The sequence below is a fragment of the Allobosea sp. GW821-FHT10B12 genome (assembly GCF_059415545.1).
The window spans coordinates 508,442-528,000 of sequence record NZ_JBWKNL010000003.1 but is presented as its reverse complement, the minus strand read 5'-3'; the positions used below and the strand labels follow the sequence as shown (position 1 = coordinate 528,000).

17 protein-coding genes are annotated in these 19,559 nt (G+C 66.9%); 16 read left to right on the top strand and 1 reads right to left on the bottom strand.

Annotated elements, in window-relative coordinates; all coding sequences use genetic code 11:
• Positions 1–33 precede the first annotated feature (33 nt).
• The 16 genes from tolA (at position 34) to AC07O0_RS12370 (ending at position 18,914) form a co-directional block, all read left to right on the top strand.
• Positions 34–1,155, top strand: a complete 1,122-nt coding sequence (gene tolA, locus AC07O0_RS12445) for a cell envelope integrity protein TolA (protein ID WP_494623383.1) — start codon at positions 34–36, stop codon at positions 1,153–1,155.
• A gap of 5 nt (positions 1,156–1,160) precedes the next feature.
• Positions 1,161–2,519, top strand: a complete 1,359-nt coding sequence (tolB, locus tag AC07O0_RS12440; RefSeq protein ID WP_494623381.1) for a Tol-Pal system beta propeller repeat protein TolB — start codon at positions 1,161–1,163, stop codon at positions 2,517–2,519.
• 178 nt (positions 2,520–2,697) lie between these two features.
• The gene (gene pal / locus AC07O0_RS12435; RefSeq protein WP_137879954.1) at positions 2,698–3,198 is read left to right on the top strand and encodes a peptidoglycan-associated lipoprotein Pal; all 501 of its coding nucleotides are present in this window, start codon (positions 2,698–2,700) and stop codon (positions 3,196–3,198) included.
• Positions 3,199–3,370: 172 nt separating this feature from the next.
• The gene (gene ybgF / locus AC07O0_RS12430; RefSeq protein ID WP_494624191.1) at positions 3,371–4,273 is read left to right on the top strand and encodes a tol-pal system protein YbgF; all 903 of its coding nucleotides are present in this window, start codon (positions 3,371–3,373) and stop codon (positions 4,271–4,273) included.
• Entirely contained in the window at positions 4,270–5,328 is a 1,059-nt protein-coding gene (tilS, locus tag AC07O0_RS12425) for a tRNA lysidine(34) synthetase TilS (RefSeq protein ID WP_494623378.1), read from the top strand. Before ybgF ends, tilS begins: the two co-directional genes overlap by 4 nt.
• 109 nt (positions 5,329–5,437) lie before the next feature.
• Positions 5,438–7,363, top strand: a complete 1,926-nt coding sequence (ftsH, locus tag AC07O0_RS12420) for an ATP-dependent zinc metalloprotease FtsH (RefSeq protein ID WP_494623376.1) — start codon at positions 5,438–5,440, stop codon at positions 7,361–7,363.
• A gap of 202 nt (positions 7,364–7,565) precedes the next feature.
• The gene (glmM, locus tag AC07O0_RS12415) at positions 7,566–8,909 is read left to right on the top strand and encodes a phosphoglucosamine mutase (protein WP_494623374.1); all 1,344 of its coding nucleotides are present in this window, start codon (positions 7,566–7,568) and stop codon (positions 8,907–8,909) included.
• Positions 8,910–8,989: 80 nt separating this feature from the next.
• Complete coding sequence (locus tag AC07O0_RS12410; protein ID WP_494623372.1) at positions 8,990–10,828, top strand: WG repeat-containing protein; 1,839 nt, start codon at positions 8,990–8,992, stop codon at positions 10,826–10,828.
• Between the two features lie 289 nt (positions 10,829–11,117).
• On the top strand, positions 11,118–11,936 hold the full coding sequence (locus AC07O0_RS12405) for an outer membrane protein (protein ID WP_494623370.1): 819 nt from the start codon (positions 11,118–11,120) through the stop codon (positions 11,934–11,936).
• Between the two features lie 287 nt (positions 11,937–12,223).
• Entirely contained in the window at positions 12,224–13,120 is an 897-nt protein-coding gene (locus AC07O0_RS12400; protein WP_494623368.1) for a DUF6662 family protein, read from the top strand.
• Between the two features lie 84 nt (positions 13,121–13,204).
• Positions 13,205–13,489 (top strand): metal-sensing transcriptional repressor, encoded by a 285-nt coding sequence (locus AC07O0_RS12395; RefSeq protein ID WP_494623366.1) that lies wholly within the window; start codon positions 13,205–13,207, stop codon positions 13,487–13,489.
• A gap of 31 nt (positions 13,490–13,520) precedes the next feature.
• Positions 13,521–14,633 (top strand): S-(hydroxymethyl)glutathione dehydrogenase/class III alcohol dehydrogenase, encoded by a 1,113-nt coding sequence (locus tag AC07O0_RS12390; protein ID WP_091839044.1) that lies wholly within the window; start codon positions 13,521–13,523, stop codon positions 14,631–14,633.
• A gap of 73 nt (positions 14,634–14,706) precedes the next feature.
• Entirely contained in the window at positions 14,707–15,123 is a 417-nt protein-coding gene (locus AC07O0_RS12385; RefSeq protein WP_494623364.1) for a low affinity iron permease family protein, read from the top strand.
• A gap of 110 nt (positions 15,124–15,233) precedes the next feature.
• Positions 15,234–15,605: a YciI family protein gene (locus tag AC07O0_RS12380; RefSeq protein ID WP_494623362.1), complete on the top strand. Its 372-nt coding sequence runs from the start codon at positions 15,234–15,236 to the stop codon at positions 15,603–15,605.
• Positions 15,598–16,842: an RNA polymerase sigma factor gene (locus tag AC07O0_RS12375; protein WP_494623360.1), complete on the top strand. Its 1,245-nt coding sequence runs from the start codon at positions 15,598–15,600 to the stop codon at positions 16,840–16,842. Before AC07O0_RS12380 ends, AC07O0_RS12375 begins: the two co-directional genes overlap by 8 nt.
• Before the next feature lie 86 nt (positions 16,843–16,928).
• Entirely contained in the window at positions 16,929–18,914 is a 1,986-nt protein-coding gene (locus tag AC07O0_RS12370; RefSeq protein WP_494623358.1) for a hypothetical protein, read from the top strand.
• Positions 18,915–18,917: 3 nt separating this feature from the next.
• Here the strand turns inward: AC07O0_RS12370 and AC07O0_RS12365 are convergent, their stop codons facing one another.
• On the bottom strand, positions 18,918–19,514 hold the full coding sequence (locus AC07O0_RS12365; RefSeq protein ID WP_494623356.1) for a dioxygenase family protein: 597 nt from the start codon (positions 19,512–19,514) through the stop codon (positions 18,918–18,920).
• Between the last annotated feature and the right edge of the window lie 45 nt (positions 19,515–19,559).

Sequence of the window (19,559 nt, the reverse complement as noted above, 5' to 3'; positions counted from 1 at the left end):
GTCGCGTTGATGGTCTCGCGTTCCGAACCCGGCTTGGCGGTTTCCGCCCTTGCCCACGCGACCGTTCTGGTCGCGGGGTTGCTGGCGTTTTCCGGCGTGGCGCCGTTGCCGGAGCACCAGGAGGCGATCGCCGTCGAGGTGATCGATCCCTCGGCGCTGAACCAGGTGACGCGCGGCGAGCGCCAGGCCGAGAAGGTGCAGGAGCAGCCGCAGCAGCGGGCCGAGCGCCAGTCCGAGATCGTCGAGCGCAAGGAAGCGGGCGAGGCCAAGCAGGACACGCCGGCGCCGCCCTCGCGCCCGCCCGAGCTCAAGGTTGCCGATGACAATGTCGCGGCGCCGCTGCCGCCGGCGCGCCCGACTCCGAGGCCGACTCCGCCGGCCGAGCCGGTAAAGCAGCCGCCGCAGAAATCCGAGCAGGCTGCCGCACGCGAGGAAGAGCAGCGCCGCGAGGAGCTGGCGAAGCTCGCCGAGGAGGCCGAGCTCGAACGCAAGGCCAAGCAGGCCGAGCAGGAGGCCAAGGCCGCCGCCAAGGCCAAGGCCGAGGCGGAAGCGCAGGCTAAGGCCGAGGCAGCCAAGGCAGCCAAGGAGAAGGCGATAGCGGAGGCCAAGGCCAAGGCGGAAGCCGAGCAGAAGGCCAAGATTGCCGCCGAAGCCAAGGCGAAGCGGGAGGCCGAGGCCAAGGCCAAGCGCGAGGCCGAGATCGCCAAGAACTTCAACCCGAACGACATCGCCAAGCTGCTGCAGTCGAAGGAGCAGGCGCAGTCCTCGGGCGCGAGCGCGCCGCAGATCAACCGTACCGCCTCGCTCGGCACCCAGACCGGCTCCTCGCAGAAGCTCTCGCCCTCGCTCAGGGCGCAATTGATGGGCATCATCCAGGACCAGCTGCAGAAGTGCTGGAACGTGCCGATCGCGCTGCAGAGCGCGCCGAAGCCGGTGGTGCCGCAGGTCAGGATGAAGCTCAACACCGACGGCTCGCTGATCGGCCAGGCGAGCGTGACCAATTCTTCGTCCGACCCGCTCTTCAGGGTCGCGGCGGATTCGGCGCTGACGGCGACGCGTCGCTGCTCGCCGCTGCGCATTCCCGCGCAATTTGCCGCCTATTACGACGATTGGCGCGACGTCATCGTCAATTTCGACGCCAGGGACGTGCTGTGACCGCCATGGATCGCATTGATCATTCCATTTCCCGTTCGGCCGGCAAGCCCGCCGGGCTGACCCGCCGGCATGCGCTCGCACTGGCCGGCTCCGGATTGATCCTACCCCAATTGGTCGCCCCGGCCCGGGCAGAGCTTGTGATCGACCTGCGCAAGGGCACCTTCCAGCCGATGCCGATCGCGGTCGCCGATTTCGCTGGCGAGGGCGGCGCGCTGGTCTCCGGCATCATCGCCAACAACCTCAAGCGCTGCGGCTACTTCCTGCCGATCGAGAAGGCGCGCCATCCCGAGAAGAACCCGCCCTTCGACGCCGCGCCGCAGTTCGAGGCCTGGAAGGCCGCCGGTGTGCAGGCGCTGGTGATCGGCCGGGTCTCGCGCGACGGCGGCCGTCTCAAGGCCGAGTTCCGGCTCTGGGACGTCGTCGCCGGCCAGCAGATCGACGGTCAGCAATACTTCACCGACCCGAACAATTCCCGCCGGGTCGGCCACATCATCTCGGATGCGGTCTTCACCAAGATCACCGGCGTCGGCGGCTTCTTCGACACGCGAGTCGTCTTCGTCGACGAATCCGGCTCGAAGGAGGCAAGGCGCAAGCGCCTCGCCATCATGGACCAGGACGGCGCCAATGTGCGCTACCTGACCGGCGGCGAGACCTCGGTGGTGACGCCGCGCTATTCGCCGGTGGCGCAGGAGGTCACCTATATGGCGCAGCGCACCGGCGAGCAGCCGCGCGTGCATGTGCTCAACATCGAGACCGGCCAGCGTCAGGTCGTTGGCAACTTCCCCGACATGACCACGAGCCCGCGCTTCTCGCCGAACGGTGCCCGCATCGCGCTCAGCCTGCAGCAGGGTGGCAACGCCAATCTCTATGCCATCGACATCGGCTCGCGCACCACGCAGCGGCTGACCTCGACCTCGGCGATCGATACGTCACCTTCCTACGCGCCGGACGGCTCGCAGATCGTCTTCGAGAGCGATCGCGGCGGCTCGCAGCAGCTCTACGTCATGGGCGCCGGTGGCGGCGAGGGGAAGCGTATCTCCTTTGGGCAGGGCTCCTATTCGCAGCCCTCCTGGTCGCCGCGCGGCGACCTCATCGCCTTCACTCGCCAGGGCGGCGGCTCGTTCTCGATCGGCGTGATGAAGCCGGACGGCTCGGGCGAACGCATCCTGACCGAGGGCTTCCACAACGAGGCGCCGAACTGGGCTCCGAACGGCCAGTACATCATGTTCTTCCGCGATCCCGGCGGGCAGTCCGGCGGCAAGCTCTATATGGTCGACATCACTGGTCGCGTCGAAGTGCCGGTGCCGACGCCGGCCTTCGCGTCCGATCCAACCTGGTCGCCGCTGCTTACCGCTGCGCGCTGATGCAGGAATGCAACATCGTCGAACCGTCAGTTTCCGGCCATATTTGGTTAACCATACGCCGCAATGCCGCCACTTCGCCTTGTTTTGGCAAGGTCTCGTTTAGGTTGACACATCATTGATGGCATAACGCGTGACGCCGCTTGGCGCGCTCCGCGTCCGACATTCGGAGAGATTTGACATGCTCGCCTCCTTCGCTGCCAGCGCCCGCACCGTGCGCCTCGCTGCCGCCCTGATGGGCGCGCTCGCCCTCGGCGCCTGCGCCAAGGACCAGAACGCCGATGGCTTCGGCGCCGGCGGCGCCGCCACCCCCGGCAGCGCCCAGGACTTCGTCGTGAACGTCGGCGACCGCGTCTTCTTCGAGACCGACTCGACCGATTTGACCCCGACCGCGGTCGCGACCCTCGACAAGCAGTCGGCCTGGCTGCAGCGCTATCCGCGCTACACCTTCACCATCGAAGGCCATGCCGACGAGCGCGGCACGCGCGAGTACAACTACTCCCTCGGCGCCCGCCGCGCCCAGACCGTGCGCGATTACCTCGCCTCGCGCGGCATCGGCGGCAACCGCATCCGCACCATCTCCTATGGCAAGGAGCGGCCGGTCGCGGTCTGCAACGACATCTCCTGCTGGTCGCAGAACCGCCGCGCCGTCACGGTGCTCGACGGTGCCGGCGGCGTCTGACGCCAGACGCCCGACAATAGCTTGACGTGGCCGGCGCTTACCGCAAGGAAAGCGCCGGCTTTTCCATATTTTGGCCGCGGTATTCGCGTGTGATAGCTTTGATCTTTCGGGGCGATGCGGTTTGCTTGATATGAGCTTTGTGACGATTTCGATTTCGGGCCGGACGCGGCCCCTGCTGCGGCATGCCCTGCTTGCCGGCTTTTCGCTACTGACGATCGGGCTGACCCAGCCCGCCGCGGCGCAGGATGCGGCCGATCTCGTGGTGCGCACGAGCCGCCTCGAGAACCAGCTGCGCCAGCTCTCCGGCCAGATCGAGCAATTGCAGTTCGAGAACCGGCGCCTGACGGAGCAGCTGCGGAAATTCCAGGAGGACGTCGATTTCCGTCTCTCCGAGCGCGGTGGCCAGCGTGGCGGCGCCGCTCCGGCGCCACAGGCGACCCGCCCGGCCAATCCCCCGGCTGCTCCCGCCACTCCCGGACGCGAGCGCCGCGGCGACGCTTTCGATCCGGCCGCCCAGCCGGGGGCTGCGGGTGGACCTCGCCAGCTCGGCCAGATCATCGACGAAGAGTTCGCCGGCGATCCGGGGCAAGGCCCCATGGATCTGTCCAGCGTGGGGCGCCCCGTGCCGAATGGTGCACTGCCGCCGACCACGCCGCGCGGCCCGAGCGTCGCCGCGACCGGGCAGGCAGGCAGTCCGCGCGAGCTCTACGACCTCGCCTATGCACATGTGCTGCGCAAGGAATACGAGCGCGCCGAGATGAGCTTCCGCGAGTTCCTGCAGAGCTACCCACGAGACCGGCTGGCACCGGATGCGACGTTCTGGCTTGGCGAGAGCTACTTCCAGCGCCAGCGCTATCGCGAGGCGGCCGAGCAGTTCCTCAAGATCTCACGCGACTATCCGAAGGCAGGCAAGGGTCCGGACAGCCTGCTCAAGCTCGGCATGTCCCTGAACGGGCTGGGCGCCCGCGATCAGGCCTGCGCCACCTTCGCCAAGGTCGGCGTCGACTACCCCGGCGCCTCCAACACGGTGCGCCAGGGTGTCGAGCGCGAGCAGCGGCGCGCCCGCTGCGCTTGACCGCGACGCCCGCAGACAGCGCTGAAGCCGAGCCCCTGACGGCGGCGGAAGCCGCTGTCCTGTTTCGCTCGCTCGCCGGCGAGGACGCGCTGATCGTCGCCGTATCCGGTGGACCCGATTCCGTCGCTCTCCTCGCCATGCTGGCCGAGTGGGCCGCGCAGGGGGGCTCGCGGCCTCTGGCAGTCACCGTCGATCATGGCCTGCGCTCCGAGGCGGCGCAGGAGGCGCTGATGGTCGGCGAGCTCTGCGCCAGGCTCGGTATCGAGCACCGGACGAAGCGCTGGCTGGGCCACAAGCCGCAGACCGGGGTCCAGGAGAAGGCGCGGGCCGCACGCTATGCCCTGCTGGCGGAGGAGGCGAGGGCGTTTGGCGCCACGGCGATCGTCACGGCCCATACCCTCGACGATCAGGCCGAGACCTTGCTGATGCGCATGGCCGCCGGCTCCGGCCTTGCCGGTCTTTCGGGCATGGCGCCGCGCACCGTGGCGAACGGGATCGTGCTGGCACGGCCACTGCTCGGTATCGGAAAATCCAGGCTCGTCGCGACCTGCGAGGCGCGCAGCCTCTCCTTTGTGCGCGATCCGTCCAATGACGATCCACGTTTCACCCGCATTCGCTGGCGCAGGCTGCTGCCGGAGTTGGCGCAGGAAGGACTGACGGCCGGCCGCCTCGGCCAGTTCGCCCGCAGATTGGCACGAGCCGACGAGGCTCTGGACAGGATGGCGCTCCGTGCTTTGGCAGCCGTGCCGGCGGGGGGCGAAGCCGGACAGCGCTGGTTCGACTTCGCCCGACTGTGCCAGGAGCCTGAAGAGATCGTCATCCGGAGCCTGGCGTTGGCGCTTGCGGCGGCGCAGGACAGTGATCAGGACGCTGATGTCCCGCTGCGCCTGGCGCGGCTCGAGGATTGCGCGCAGGCTCTGATCGGTGCGGCGCGCGAGGGCGGGACGCTGCGGCGTACACTCGGCGGCTTCCGCCTGTCGCTCGCCGGAGACGGCGTTTTGACCCTCGCGCGTGAGGGCGGGAGGCGCCGAGGCGTTCACCCTGCGACGGTATAACCCTAAGAAGGGCCATGCTTCCCTTGGCAAGGGGGCATGGCGGCCCTAGATTAGGCAGCGAAAACCACAGGCTCGCGGCAACTCCGCCGGCGAGCGGATCGGAACCCTAATGAATCCGAACTTCCGCAATTTCGCCCTCTGGGTGGTGATCTTCCTGCTGGTCCTGGCGCTGGTCACCTTGTTCCAGAGTCCGAGCCAGCGCGCCAGCACCAACGAAATTCCCTATAGCCAGCTGATCAACGAGTCCGAGGCCGGCCGCATCGCGAATGTGGTGGTTGCCGGACAGGAGATCACCGGCACCTTCTCCGATGGACGCAGCTTCGTCACTTACGCCCCCTATGGCGACCCGGCGCTGCTGAAGACGCTGGCGCAGAAGGGTGTGCAAGTCTCGGCGCGCGCGCCGTCCGAGGGTACGCCCTGGTTCATGGCGCTGCTCGTCAACTCGCTGCCCTTTGTGATCTTCATCGGCCTGTGGATCTTCATGTCCCGCCAGATGCAGAACGGCGCCGGCCGGGCGATGGGCTTTGGCAAGTCGAAGGCGAAGCTCCTCACCGAGGCGCATGGCCGCGTCACCTTCGAGGACGTCGCCGGCATCGACGAGGCCAAGGAGGACCTGCAGGAGATCGTCGAGTTCCTGCGCGATCCCCAGAAGTTCCAGCGCCTGGGCGGCCGCATTCCGCGCGGCGTGCTGCTGGTCGGCCCTCCCGGAACCGGCAAGACCTTGACCGCGCGCGCCGTCGCCGGCGAGGCGAACGTGCCGTTCTTCACGATCTCGGGCTCGGACTTCGTCGAGATGTTCGTCGGCGTCGGCGCATCCCGCGTCCGCGACATGTTCGAGCAGGCCAAGAAGAACGCGCCCTGCATCATCTTCATCGACGAGATCGACGCGGTCGGCCGTCATCGCGGCGCCGGCCTCGGCGGCGGCAATGACGAGCGCGAGCAGACCCTGAACCAGCTGCTGGTCGAGATGGACGGCTTCGAGCCGAACGAGGGCGTGATCATCATCGCCGCGACCAACCGGCCCGACGTGCTCGATCCGGCGCTGCTGCGCCCCGGCCGCTTCGACCGCCAGATCGTCGTGCCGAATCCGGATGTCGCCGGCCGTGAGAAGATCCTGCGCGTGCATGTGCGCAAGGTCCCGCTCGCGCCGGACGTCGACCTCAAGGTGCTGGCCCGCGGCACGCCCGGCTTCTCCGGCGCCGACCTGATGAACCTCGTCAACGAGGCCGCCCTGCTCGCCGCCCGCCGTGGCAAGCGCATGGTGACGCATCTCGAGTTCGAGGACGCCAAGGACAAGGTCATGATGGGCGCCGAGCGCAAGTCGATGGCGATGTCCGAGGAGGAGAAGAAGCTGACCGCCTATCACGAGGCGGGTCACGCCATCGTCGGTCTCTATGTCCCGGCCGGCATCCCCGTCCACAAGGCGACGATCATCCCGCGCGGCCGTGCGCTCGGTATGGTCAAGTTCCTGCCAGAGGGTGACCGCTACTCGATGAAGTTCAAGGAGTTCACCTCGCAGCTCGCCGTCGCCATGGGTGGGCGCGTCGCCGAGGAGATCACCTTCGGCAAGGAGAACATCACCTCCGGCGCCACCGGCGACATCCAGCAGGCCACCAAGATGGCCAAGGCCATGGTGACCCAGATGGGCTATTCCGACGAGCTCGGCCTGGTCGCCTATGGCGACAACCAGGAGGAGGTCTTCCTGGGCATGTCGATGGGCCGGACCCAGAGCCTGTCGGAGGCGACGGCGCAGAAGATCGACAGCGAGGTTCGCCGGCTGGTCCACCAGGGCTATGTCGACGCCAAGGAGATCCTTAGCAAGCACCATGACGAGTTCGTCGCGGTGGCCGAGGCGCTGCTCGAGTTCGAGACGCTGACCGGCGACGAGATCCGCGACCTGATCGCCGGCAAGCGCCCCTCGCGCGATGCCGACGACACACCGCATGCCCCGCGCGGCTCGGCCGTGCCGAGCGCCGGCAAGGGCCGCAAGCGCGACGAGCCCGATACGGGTTTTGAGCCGCAGCCGCAGGCCTGAGCGGGCACAAGACTGCAGAAGACGATCGAAGGGCGGCCTCCGGGCCGCCCTTTGTCATGCTCATCCCCGTAATTCACGCCAAGGAGAGATGGGCCGCCCTTGACGGATACGATCCGACACAATTTGTGAGAAGCTGAGCGGGCGAAACGCCTGTATGAGCTGCAAAAAGCAATCAATCGGACAAGGCTCCGAGGACCATCTCATGACACGCAAATACTTCGGCACCGATGGCATCCGCGGACGCGCTAACGGCGTCATCACGCCTGACCTCGCCATGCGTGTCGGCCAGGCCACCGGCATCGCCTTCCGCCGCGGCGACCACCGTCACCGCGTGGTGATCGGCAAGGATACGCGGCTCTCCGGCTACATGATCGAGACCGCACTGATCGCCGGCTTCACTTCGGTCGGCATGGACGTATTGCAGCTCGGCCCGATGCCGACGCCGGCGGTGGCGATGCTGACCCGCTCGATGCGGGCCGATCTCGGCGTGATGATCTCGGCCTCGCACAATCCGTACGAGGACAATGGCATCAAGCTGTTCGGCCCGGACGGCTACAAGCTCAATGACGAGGTCGAGGCAGAGATTACCCGGCTGATCGATTCCGATCTCGGCAAGCAGCTCTCCTCCTCGGCCATGCTCGGCCGGGCCAAGCGCATCGACAGCGCCCATGCCCGCTACATCGAGTTCGCCAAGCGGACCCTGCCGCGCAATCTCGGCCTGGACGGCCTGCGCATCGTGCTCGATTGCGCCAATGGCGCCGCCTACAAGGTCGCGCCGGAGGCGCTATGGGAATTGGGCGCCGAGGTCATCACCATCGGCGACGAGCCGGACGGCTTCAACATCAACAAGGATGTCGGCTCGACCAAGCCTGCTGCGCTCAGCCAGAAGGTGCGCGAGCTGCGCGCCGATCTCGGCATCGCGCTCGACGGCGACGCCGATCGCGTCCTGATCGTCGACGAGCAGGGCCAGGTCGTCGACGGCGACCAGCTGATGGGCGTGATCGCGCGCAGCTGGCAGGAAGACGGGCGTCTGGCCGCGCCCGGCATCGTTGCGACCGTCATGTCCAATCTCGGCCTCGAGCGCTATCTGGCGGGGCTTGGTCTGTCGCTGGCCCGCACCGCGGTCGGCGACCGCTATGTGCTGGAGCACATGCGCGCCAATGGCTTCAATCTCGGCGGCGAACAGTCCGGCCACATCATCCTCTCCGACTACGGCACGACCGGCGATGGGCTCGTCGCGGCGCTGCAATTGCTCGCCGTGGTCAAGCGCCAGGAGAAGCCGGTCTCCGAAGTTTGCCATTGCTTCGAGCCGCTGCCGCAGATCCTCAAGAACGTCCGCTACAAGCAGGGGCGTCCGCTGGAGGAGAAGCCGGTGGTCAGCGCGATCAAGGCGGCCGAGCAGTTGCTTGGCGAGAGCGGGCGCCTGGTGATCCGGCCCTCGGGCACCGAGCCGGTGATCCGCGTCATGGCCGAGGGCGACGATCGCGATCTCGTCATGCGCGCCGTCGACGAGGTGGTCGAGGCGGTCACGAAGGCGGCGGCCTGAGCGACCAGGAGCTGCCTTCGGCAGACCTTAAATCCGACGCAAGTGAGAGGGTATCAAACCGCACCGACAGGGAGGCGAGATTGCCGCGATCGATCTGCATTGTGCTTTTCGCCCTCGTTGTCTGGTTCTATGCGGAACCCGAGGCTCTCGCGCAAGCCCGGTCGGCCAAGTGGATATCGTTCTGCGGCGGGACGTTCGACCTATGCGGAGTTGTCGACCGCGAGACGAAGGCGGAGGTCATTCCGCGTCGTTTCGAGCGCGTGTTTCCGTTCTCCGAGGGATTGGCCGCCGTCCGTGTCGAAGGCCGCTTCGGCTTCATCGATGAAACCGGAGCGGTCGTCATTCCGCCGCAGTTCGATCTGGCCGGAGAATTCCATCGAGGGCATGCGGAGGTTCTGATCGACGGCAAGATGGGGGCCATCGATCGCCAAGGCATACTGGTCATCCAGCCGCAGTTCGCTCGGGCTGTTCCGTTTACGAGCGATGTGTTCCTCGTGCGCGAGGGGAGCTGGACCTCAGGCTATTTGGAGGGGTTCGAGAAACTCGAAACTCTCTCCTTCGGCTTGATACTGGGCCAGGGCCATCTCGGTCTTTTTTCTCGCAGTTCGGGCTGGGTCGCCAAGCCTCAATATGAGATGCGTCCGTTCGACCGCGGGGAGAGCGGCCTGATCTGGGCCAAGACCACGGGAGGCGACGCTTTCGGGCTCTTGCGCGCCGATGGCAGCTGGCAGGTCGAGCCGCGCTACACGCAGGCCCAGACCTTGGGCGATGAACGCGCCATCGTCTGCGTGCAGGAAGGCGGCAAGCGCGAGACCCAGCAATGCGGCGCGGTCGATCCCGATGGCAAGCTCGTGGTGCCGTTACGCTCCTGGTCGCTCAGCTATTGGAACAATGGGCTGGCGTTGGTCCGCGAAGGCGAGAAAACCGGCCTGATGAACAAAACGGGAGAGATCATCGGAGGCCGCCTGTTCGACAAGGCGGAGCGCGCGGAGACAGGCGACATATCCAAGGTGATCCTCGACGGCGTGTGGGTCGGGTTGGATCGCCAGGGACGCATCGTCGCCCATCCCGATGACGGCAAAGCGATTGCCACATGCCCGTCGGGTATCAGCCTGCTGCTGCGCTCGGGCAAGGTTCAGGTCGTGGGGGCTGACGGCCAGCCGACCGTGCCTTACTTACTCGACTTCAGCTACAACAGGCTCAATTGCGACAAGCCCTCGCCCGTGAAACTCGGAGCAAAATGGGGATTTGCCGGCACGGATGGGCTGATGCTGAATGGCACGCCCGTATTCGATGACGTTTCTCATTTTGCGAAGGGTTTTGCAGCCGTCGCGCAGGGCGGAAAATGGGGCGTCATCGATACGACGGGGCGCTACGTAGTCGAGCCGCGCTACGATCAACTCGTGCCTGGGGACAGTACGGGGCTCTTCAGGGCCAAGGAGGCTGGCCGCGAATTCTGGATCAATGCGCGCGGCGAGGAGCAGCCTGCGCCGGTGCGCGGGGTCGATCGTGCAGCCTTCCTGAGATGCGGCGAAGACGGTGCGGCGATCAAGGCCGATATTGCGCCAGATGGCAGCCGCGTCTGGGGAATCGTCGATGCGGACGGACGCGAGCTGATCAAACGCCAGTATCGCGCGATTCACTGCTTCAAGAATGGCGTGGCCTGGGTGCCCGTCGACAGCAAGCGGCAATGGTGCCCGCTGGGCCAGGATGGGGTAGTTCGCGAGCATCCGCGCTGTACTCAGAGCCGCTATCCCTACCTTCAAACACATTCTTCTCCAGAGCGCTTCTCCGATGACCCCTATGAGAACAGCGTGCAATGGAGCCGTGCATATCTGGAGTTCGGCGCCGATCTGCGGACCGATCCACCGCGCATGATTCTGGAACACGGCGCCGCTTCATTCTCGATCATGCGCTGAGCGGGCGCGGGACCCTACGCTGCCGTCATTCCTGGCGCTGGCGCCGGCCTCCGCAGAGGTTCCGGCCGGGAGCGGTTTGAAAGTCCTGGCGATGTTAACGAACCAGCAAGTCATCAGTCTTCGTTTACGCGTCGCTAGGGTTAGTTTTTAGGGTTAAGCCTCGTTTAAGAAATCCATGGCAAGGTTTCCCCATCGGTAACTCGCGTGCGCTCGAGTCCAGCTGCGCGCAAACTCGAAGGGACCTGCCATGGGCAGCCTGAAAACCCTTGCGCTCGCAGGCGCCATGGCCGTGAGCGCGTCCGCCATCGCCCAGGCAGCAGATTTCCCGATGGCCCAGCCCGCGCCTCCGCCGCCGCCGGAACTGCGCGGCACGATCTCGTCGGGCATCTATCTGCGCGGCGACATCGGCGTCGGCGTCACGAATTACGGCGATTACAGCCAGGCTGAAGTCAGCCAGTTCGGCGGAAGCTTCGTGACCAAGGAAGATCGCTCCAACTCCTACTTCGCCGGCGCGGGTATCGGCTACCGCTTCAACAACTGGTTCCGCGTCGACGGCACGCTGGAATATCGCGGCGGCGCCACGATCGGCGCCACCGACGTGGTGTTCAATCCCTTCATCGGCGGCAACCAGACCAACACCTACAAGGGCAACCTCTCCTCGATCGTCGCCCTGTTCAACGCCTATGTCGACCTTGGCACCTGGAACTGCCTGACGCCCTATATCGGCGCCGGTATCGGCTATGCGACCAACCGCATCAGCGGCCTGACCGACCAGGGCCTGCAGTTCACCGGCGCCGGCACGCTCGGCACCGCCGGCAATGGCGACAAGTCCGGGATGGCCTGGGCGCTGATGGCCGGCGTCGGCTACGAGGTGAACAAGAACCTGACGCTGGAAGTCGGCTATCGCTATCTCAATCTCGGCGACGCCCATTCAGGCCGCATCCGCAACGCCTTCCTGAACGAGACCTACTCGCCGCTGAAGGTCAAGGATATCGACAGCCACGATTTCCGCATCGGCATGCGCTGGAACTTCGGCGATCCCGATTGCTGCGGCCCGGTCGAGCGCCCGGTCACCTACGCACCGGCTCCGGTCGTCCGCAAATACTGAGCCGCACCGCTGCCCTGGCAGCTGTCTTTACGGCGCGGTCCTTCGATCGCGCCTTTTTTTTTTGACCGCCTGGCGCTGGGCGTCGGCTTCCGAGCATGCAGCGCATGGGGACCGGCGAGTTCCTGCCAAGCGTAGGCGCTGGCAATGGATGGAACGCTGCAATGCCAGCGAACAACGTTACCTTGGGTTAAGCCCAGCGAAAGACTGCTCGGCCTGGGACCGGCCGATTCACGAGCGCTTAAGCCGCTCTCGCTTCCCTATCGGCAGTAAGCTGGGGAACACCGCAAATGACGCTCGGCCTTCTGGCTCGGCCAGTCCTCGTGCTTGCCGCGATCGTATCCTGCTGGAGCGCTCCGGCCTCGGCGAACGAAGCCCTGCCGCAACCGGGCGCCGCTTCGGTCTGCGACAGTGCCGACGACGCACCGACCGACGCCTTCGGCTTCACCGACAGTTCGGGCATCGCCGATCTCGGCGGCGGCAGCCTCGGCCTGACGCTGGGCGGCAATGCCGGCGTTCGCGAGGGACGCTCGCGCAGCCGCAATGCGACGTTGACCGGCTCCTACGGTGTCCTGCCTTGCCTGGAGATCGGCGCCTCGCTGTTCGGCGGCACGACACGTTCGGTCATTGCCCGGGAAAAGCTCAAGGACAGGAGCCATGGCGCGGGTCTTGAGATGCGCTATCGCCTGCTCAATCATGGCCAGCACGGTTTCGGCCTGACCCTAGGCATGGATATCGGCGCCGAGCGCAACGACGACAAGCTGACGGGCCGCTTCGACAGTTACAATACCGGGTTCCGGGCGCTCGCAGACCGCGTCCTGATCCCCGAGACGCTCTATGCTGCCCTCAACGTCTCCCACAACATGGTCTGGAACGGGACCGAACCCTTCTCGCGGTCCTCGACCTTCGCGGTCGGCGCAGCCCTGGCCTGGCAGTTCAGCGAGGGCATCTTCCTGAGCGGCGAGGTCCGGCACCTGCGCCAGCAGAATTCGCTCGGCTTCGGCAACCATGCCGGCCACGCCACCTTCGTCGGGCCAGGCGTCTACTGGCAGGCGACCGAGCGGCTGGCGTTGTCGATCGCCTATAATGTCCAGGTCACCGGCCATGAGCGCGGCCGCCACGGCCCGCTCGACCTGACCAATTTCAGCCGCCATCTCGTTCAGCTCGATATCGGCTGGACGTTCTAGGCCGCGTCCGGCGTGGCGCGTTGACATCGTCCTCCGCGCAGTCCTAGAACTGGGAAGATAATACTCCACCCCAGTATCAAGCGGATGCCGCATACTCCCGAAGAGAAGAAGCGCGCGGTCACGCGGCTGCGCCGCATTCGCGGGCAGGCCGATGCCCTGATCCTCGCGGTCGAGCGCGGCGAGGATTGCGGCGCGCTGCTGCAGCAGCTCTCCGCCCTGCGCGGCGCGGCGACCGGGCTGATGGCGGAGGTGCTGGAAAGCCATCTGCGCGAGACGATGCTGGCGGGTTCGTCGGCAGGGGCGTCGCAGCCTGATGAAACGGACGAGATCGCGCGCACCATGCGCGTCGTCCGCACCTATCTCAAATGATCCCCGCGATACCATCAGAAGGAAGCGCCCGATGAAGACACGTGCCGCCGTGGCCTGGGAGGCCGGCAAGCCGCTGACGATCGAGACCATCGAGATCGGCGGGCCGAAGGCCGGCGAGGTGCTGGTCGAGGTGATGGCGACCGGCATCTGCCATACCGACGCCTATACGCTGTCGGGCCTGGATTCCGAGGGCAAGTTCCCGGCGATCCTGGGCCATGAGGGCGCCGGCATCGTGCGCGAGGTCGGCGCCGGGGTGACGACGCTGAAGCCCGGTGACCATGTCATCCCGCTCTACACGCCGGAGTGCCGCAGCTGTAAGTCCTGCCTGTCGCGCCGCACGAACCTCTGCACCTCGATCCGCGCCACGCAGGGGCAGGGGCTGATGCCCGACGGCACGAGCCGCTTCTCCTGCGATGGCGGCGAGGTCTTCCACTATATGGGCTGCTCGACCTTCGCGAACTTCACGGTGCTGCCCGAGATCGCGCTGGCCAAGGTCCGCGAGGACGCGCCCTTCGACAAGATCTGCTATATCGGCTGCGGCGTGACGACCGGCATCGGCGCGGTGATCTACACGGCCAAGGTCTGGCCCGGCGCGAACGTCGTCGTCTTCGGCCTCGGCGGCATCGGCCTCAACGTCATCCAGGGCGCCCGCATGGTCGGGGCCGACAAGATCATCGGCGTCGACATCAACCCGGCCAAGCGCGCCATGGCCGAAAAATTCGGCATGACCGACTTCATCAACCCGGCCGAGATCGGCAACGACAAGGTGGTGCAGGCGATCGTCGACCTGACCGGCGGCGGCGCCGACTTCTCCTTCGACGCCACCGGCAACACCAATGTGATGCGCCAGGCGCTGGAGTGCTGCCATCGTGGCTGGGGCGAGTCGATCATCATCGGCGTCGCCGAGGCCGGCAAGGAGATCGCGACAAGGCCGTTCCAGCTCGTTACCGGCCGCGTCTGGAAGGGCACCGCCTTTGGCGGGGCGCGCGGGCGCACCGATGTGCCGAAGATCGTCGACTGGTACATGGAGGGGAAGATCAACATCGACGATCTGATCACCCACAAGCTCTCGCTCGACGAGATCAACCACGGCTTCGACCTGATGCACGAGGGCAAGTCGATCCGTTCCGTCGTCGTCTACTGACACTGACCCTCGCCCTCCGGGAACGCCTGCACGCGATCGGGGTTGATCGGTGCAGGCTCACCCGGAGGCAATCATGGCAACCAGCATCGCGTCGGGAGACAGCCGCTCCTTCTTCACCCGCCTGTCGCAGGCGACGGCGCATTGGGCCGGCAAGCCGCAGACCTTCTTCATCGCGCTCGGCATCATCGTCGTCTGGGCCGCCTCTGGGCCGGTCTTCGGCTTCAACGACACCTGGCAACTGGTGATCAACACTTCGACGACGATCGTCACCTTCCTGATGGTGTTCATCATCCAGAACAGCCAGAACCGCGACACGGCGGCGATGCAGATCAAGCTCGACGAGTTGATCGACAAGGTCGAAGGGGCACGCGAAGAGCTGCTCGATCTCGAAGAGCTCGACGAGGACAAGCTCGAGGAGATGCGGGCGGAGTTCGAGGCGCTGGCGCGCAAGGCGCGTGCGCTGCGCGAACGGTCTTCCGGGGCGGCTTGAGAATTTTTCACGGCTCCTGTCGAAATCGGCCATCGTCGCGCGTCGAGGCGGCGGATGAAGGAAATCGGTCCTTCCTCCCGCGACGGCCGCGGGCCGTGAGGAGTTGTGTCATGCAGTACATGCTGATCTTTCGCGAGAATTCCGAAGGCGTTCATCCCCGCAACGATCCCGAGAAGGCGCAGGCCTATTGGGGCGCCTGGATGGCCTATATCGGTGCGCTCAACCAGGCCGGGATCGTCGTCGCCGGCCACGGGCTGCAGCCGCCGGAGACCGCGACGACGGTGCGTGTCCGCAATGGTCAGCGGCAGGTCCAGGACGGGCCCTATCCCGACACCAAGGAGCAGCTCGGCGGATATTTCGTCCTGGAGGTGCAAGATCTCGATGCCGCGCTCGATTGGGCGGCGCGCAGCCCGGCGGCGAGCCAGGGCACGGTCGAGGTCAGGCCGATCCTGGTCGTGCCGGCGAGAGCCGAGGTTGCCTGAGGAGCGGGCTGCGCAGGAAGCACGGGCGGCGGCCGAGCACGCCGCCCGGAACTCCTATGGTCGGCTGGTCGCCACGCTCGCGCGGCGATGGCGCGATCTCGCTGCGGTAGAGGACGCGCTCGCTGACGCCTTCCGCTCCGCGTTGGAGCACTGGCCGGCGTCGGGCGTACCAGCCCGGCCGGAAGCCTGGCTGCTCGCCAGCGCCCGCAATGCCCTGATCGACGGTGTCCGCCGCGGCCGGGTGCGCAGCGATGCGGCGCCGACGCTGGCGCTCCTGGCCGCGGCTGAGGACGCTGCAGGCGCGAGCCTCTTCCCCGACGAGCGCCTGAAGCTGCTCTTCGTCTGCGCCCATCCGGCGATCGATCCCGGCGTGCGCCCGGCGCTGATGTTGCAGACCGTGCTCGGCCTCGATTCAGCGCGGATCGCCGCCGCATTCCTGACCTCGCCGGCGGCGCTCGCCCAGCGCCTCGTCCGAGTCAAGGCGAAGATCCGTGACGCCGGCCTTGCCTTCGTCGTTCCGGAGCAGGCGGAGCTGCCGGAGCGGCTGCATTGTGTGCTGCAGGCGATCTATGCCGCCTATGGCAGCGGCTGGGAGGACATTGCCGGTACCGACCCGAAGCGCCAGGGCTTGACCGAGGAGGCAATCTTCCTGGCGCGGCTGGTCGCGAGCCTCCTGCCGGCCGAGCCGGAAGCGCGGGGCCTGCTCGCGCTCCTCCTGCATTGCGAGGCCCGCCGTGCGGCAAGGCGCGATGCCAAAGGCGCTTTCGTGGCGCTCTCCGAGCAGGACACGCGCCTATGGTCGAGCGAGCTGATCGTCGAGGCTGAGCACGAATTGACGGCCGCCTCGCGCCTGGGCCGCCTCGGCTCGTTTCAGCTGGAGGCGGCGATCCAATCGGCCCATGCTGGCCGCGCCCACGCCGGCCGGACCGACTGGCCCGTCCTGGCACAGCTCTATGAGGGGCTGGTACAGCTCGCGCCGACGCTCGGGGCACTGACCGGGCGCGCCGCCGCCTTTGCCGAAGCGTTCGGGCCGCGGCGCGGGCTGGCGCTACTGGCCGAACTCCCGGAAGTGCAGGTCGCCGAGTACCAGCCCTATTGGGCGCTGAAGGCGCATCTGCTGGTGCGGGCGGGCGAGACTGCTGCGGCGAGAGAGGCCTATACCCGAGCCATTGGCCTTGCCGAGGATCCAGCAGTGCGCAGCTTTCTCCAGCAGGCACAGGATCGCGCGGACGGCTAGCTGCGATCGGCCCAATTGGACGCTGGCAGGCGTGACGCTATCCTTCCCTTGCGCGATGCGGCGCGAATGGACTGGAGATGGACACCATGCGGGGGGCTGGTCGGCGCAGGCTTGGTCTGGCCATGCTGCTCTGTGCTGTCGCGAGCCTGCCCGCCGGCGCGGCCGAACCGCTGCTCGATGTCCAGGATGTCGCCACGCTGCGGCGCCTCGAAGCGACGGGCTATGCGCTCCCCGACGTCCTCGGCGGCGGGCGTGCCGACAGCACGATTGAGCTTGCGAAAGGCAGTGCCGCCTTTCGCGCCATCGCTGACCAAATCGGCGAGGACGTCACCGGGTTGCGCGCCGAAATGCAGGCCAATGGCCGCAGGCTCTACGAGGTCACCGACGGCAATGTCGGCCGGGTCATCGACCTGCGCTGGCTGCGCTCTCCGATCGCGCGCTTCCAGCTGACGGCGATCGTCAACCGGCTCGACCGGCAGGATTTCGCGGCGTTCCTAGGTGAAACGGGTTGTGGCGAGGTGCGCCTGATCTATCGGCTCGCCTATGCCTTCGACGATGCCAAGCTCAAGCGCCGGCTCGCCTCGCGCCTGCCGTTCACGCTCAACGCGGTCTTCAGCGTCAAGGCAGGCGAGGGCGGCTCCTGCCGCGAGGCCGCGCAGGCCTGGTCGATTGCGCCCGGCGGTGACCCGGCCGCGCTGGCGCGGCAGCTCGCCAGCGGGCCGCTTTCGAAGGAGCGGATCAGCCTCAAGCAGGTCGAGCTCAACGCCCAGCTCGTGCGCTTCCCGTCCGGCATGGAGACCGCGTTCGGCGGACAGGCGGCCTATCTGCAGCGCGTCTTCGCGGCGTCGAAAGGCGAAGCAGGCCTTACGCTCAAGCCGAAGCCACTGGAGAACACGCCGGACGTGGCGCGGCTGAAGTCCGATACAGCGCTCCGGCAGGAGCTGATCGACTATGTCAGGACCAATTTCCCGGCGATCGACCGGGGCGTCTATCAGCTGCCCGAGCGTTTCCTGACGACGAAGGCGATTTCCTATTCGACCTTCGGCAGCGCCCGGCTGGCCAACCACCCCTTCACCGAAGCCGTGCCGGCGAGCGCGCTGACGGGGCTCGATTTCGGCGCGACCCGCCTTGTCCGCAACGAGAAGGCGCTGCTGGAGCGGCTCGACAACGGCTCCTGCATGGGTTGCCATCAGGCCGGCGCCACCGCCGGCTTCCACATGTTCGGGCTCGACGACGGCTCGACCTCGGCGCTGAACCGGATCAAGACCGGCATCTCCCCGCATGTCTACGCCGAAGGCTTCCGCCGCGCGGCCTATGTCGCAGCCGTCGCCGATGGCGCCGAGCCGGAGCGCTATCGCCCGCCGTCCTTCGCGCCGCCGGCGACCTGGCAGGCGGGTCGGAGCTTCGCCTATCGGCCGGCCGCGCTGACCATGCCCTGCCTGACCGGCGAGAGCGCGAAAGCGTTCGGAGAAGGTTGGGGCTGCGCAGGAGGCTCGGTCTGCAAGCCACTGGTCGAGAGCAAGGCTGTCGGGATCGAGTTCGGCCAATGCGTCAGGCTCGACGAGGCCCGCAACTTCTCCGGCCAGCCCTGCCTGACCGGAGCGATCACCACTGCCGCAGGCAAGCCCTATCTCGACCGCTATCGCAAGACCGGGCAGTTCGGCGCCTTTTCTCCGGGCTTCTCGCAGACCGCCTTCAATTGCCGGCCGGCCAAGATCGGCGTTCCCGCCGGAATGGCCTATCGCCAGTGCACGCCGGGCGACCGGACCTTCGCGGGCTTCGCCAATGGCAAGGTGCCGGACGAGATCTGCGGGCTCGCCGGCGGCAAGGCCTTCGACGATTGCGTCGCGACCAACCGTTTCGACGAGTGCCTGTCGAAGGCGGTGACGCGCGGCAATCGCGGCACCTGCAGCGCCACCAGCTTCTGCCGCGAGGACTATATGTGCCAGGCTATCCCGGACGACGTGCCGGGTGCGACCACGACGGTGAAGGATTACGGCTTCTGCTCGCCGACCTATTTCCTGTTCCAGATGCGGATCGACGGCCATCCCGATCCGCAGGCGCGGCCGTAGCGCCTATCCCGCCAGCACGAAATCGAAGCGGCCGAGCTGCCCGCCTTCGGCCGAGCGGAGAGCCATCAGCAGCTTCTGGTCGAACAGGCCGTCGCGGCGATTGCCGGGCTCGTCGGGGAAATAGAGCTGGGTGGTGAGCACCGGGCTCTGGCCGCCCGCCCGCACCTTCACATGGAGGTGACGGGTGCGGCCGGTATAGAGCCCCGGTGCGCGAGTGATGAACTGGTAGCGCCCCTGCTGATCGGCGAAGAGGTGGCCGCGAAAGCGGAAGCCGCGATTGTCGTACTGACCGGACGTATCAGCGTGCCAGAAGTCGAGCAATGCGCCGGGGACCGGCCGGCATTGCCGGGTCAGCACGAAGCCACTCAGCACCAGCAGTGTGCCGCTGCCGTCACCTCGCAGATCGGCGCGCTGCGGCGAGGAGGGCGTGAAGAACGGGCCTTCGGTCTGGCGCGGGGTCGCGGCCGCGTGTCCCTCGCAGGCCGGCGTCGCTGGCAATTCGGTGCCCTGTGCGAACGCCTCGGCCGGGAGGGTGAGGCTTGCGAAGCCCGCGGCCGAGAGGCTTGCGAGCAGGTCACGCCGGCTTGGAGCACCTGACATGGCTTCCCCCTTGCGACATCGCCATTCTTGCCATGCGAGTGATGT

Excerpts from the sequence above, each read along its gene's own strand:
- pal (WP_137879954.1), top strand. The coding sequence starts at position 2,698 with ATGCTCGCCTCCTTCGCTGCCAGCGCCCGCACCGTGCGCCTCGCTGCC.
- AC07O0_RS12390 (WP_091839044.1), top strand. The coding sequence starts at position 13,521 with ATGAAGACACGTGCCGCCGTGGCCTGGGAGGCCGGCAAGCCGCTGACG.
- AC07O0_RS12380 (WP_494623362.1), top strand. The coding sequence starts at position 15,234 with ATGCAGTACATGCTGATCTTTCGCGAGAATTCCGAAGGCGTTCATCCC.
- AC07O0_RS12370 (WP_494623358.1), top strand. The coding sequence starts at position 16,929 with ATGCGGGGGGCTGGTCGGCGCAGGCTTGGTCTGGCCATGCTGCTCTGT.
- AC07O0_RS12365 (WP_494623356.1), bottom strand. The coding sequence starts at position 19,514 with ATGTCAGGTGCTCCAAGCCGGCGTGACCTGCTCGCAAGCCTCTCGGCC.
- AC07O0_RS12395 (WP_494623366.1), top strand. The coding sequence starts at position 13,205 with ATGCCGCATACTCCCGAAGAGAAGAAGCGCGCGGTCACGCGGCTGCGC.
- ftsH (WP_494623376.1), top strand. The coding sequence starts at position 5,438 with ATGAATCCGAACTTCCGCAATTTCGCCCTCTGGGTGGTGATCTTCCTG.
- glmM (WP_494623374.1), top strand. The coding sequence starts at position 7,566 with ATGACACGCAAATACTTCGGCACCGATGGCATCCGCGGACGCGCTAAC.
- AC07O0_RS12385 (WP_494623364.1), top strand. The coding sequence starts at position 14,707 with ATGGCAACCAGCATCGCGTCGGGAGACAGCCGCTCCTTCTTCACCCGC.
- AC07O0_RS12400 (WP_494623368.1), top strand. The coding sequence starts at position 12,224 with ATGACGCTCGGCCTTCTGGCTCGGCCAGTCCTCGTGCTTGCCGCGATC.
- tolB (WP_494623381.1), top strand. The coding sequence starts at position 1,161 with ATGGATCGCATTGATCATTCCATTTCCCGTTCGGCCGGCAAGCCCGCC.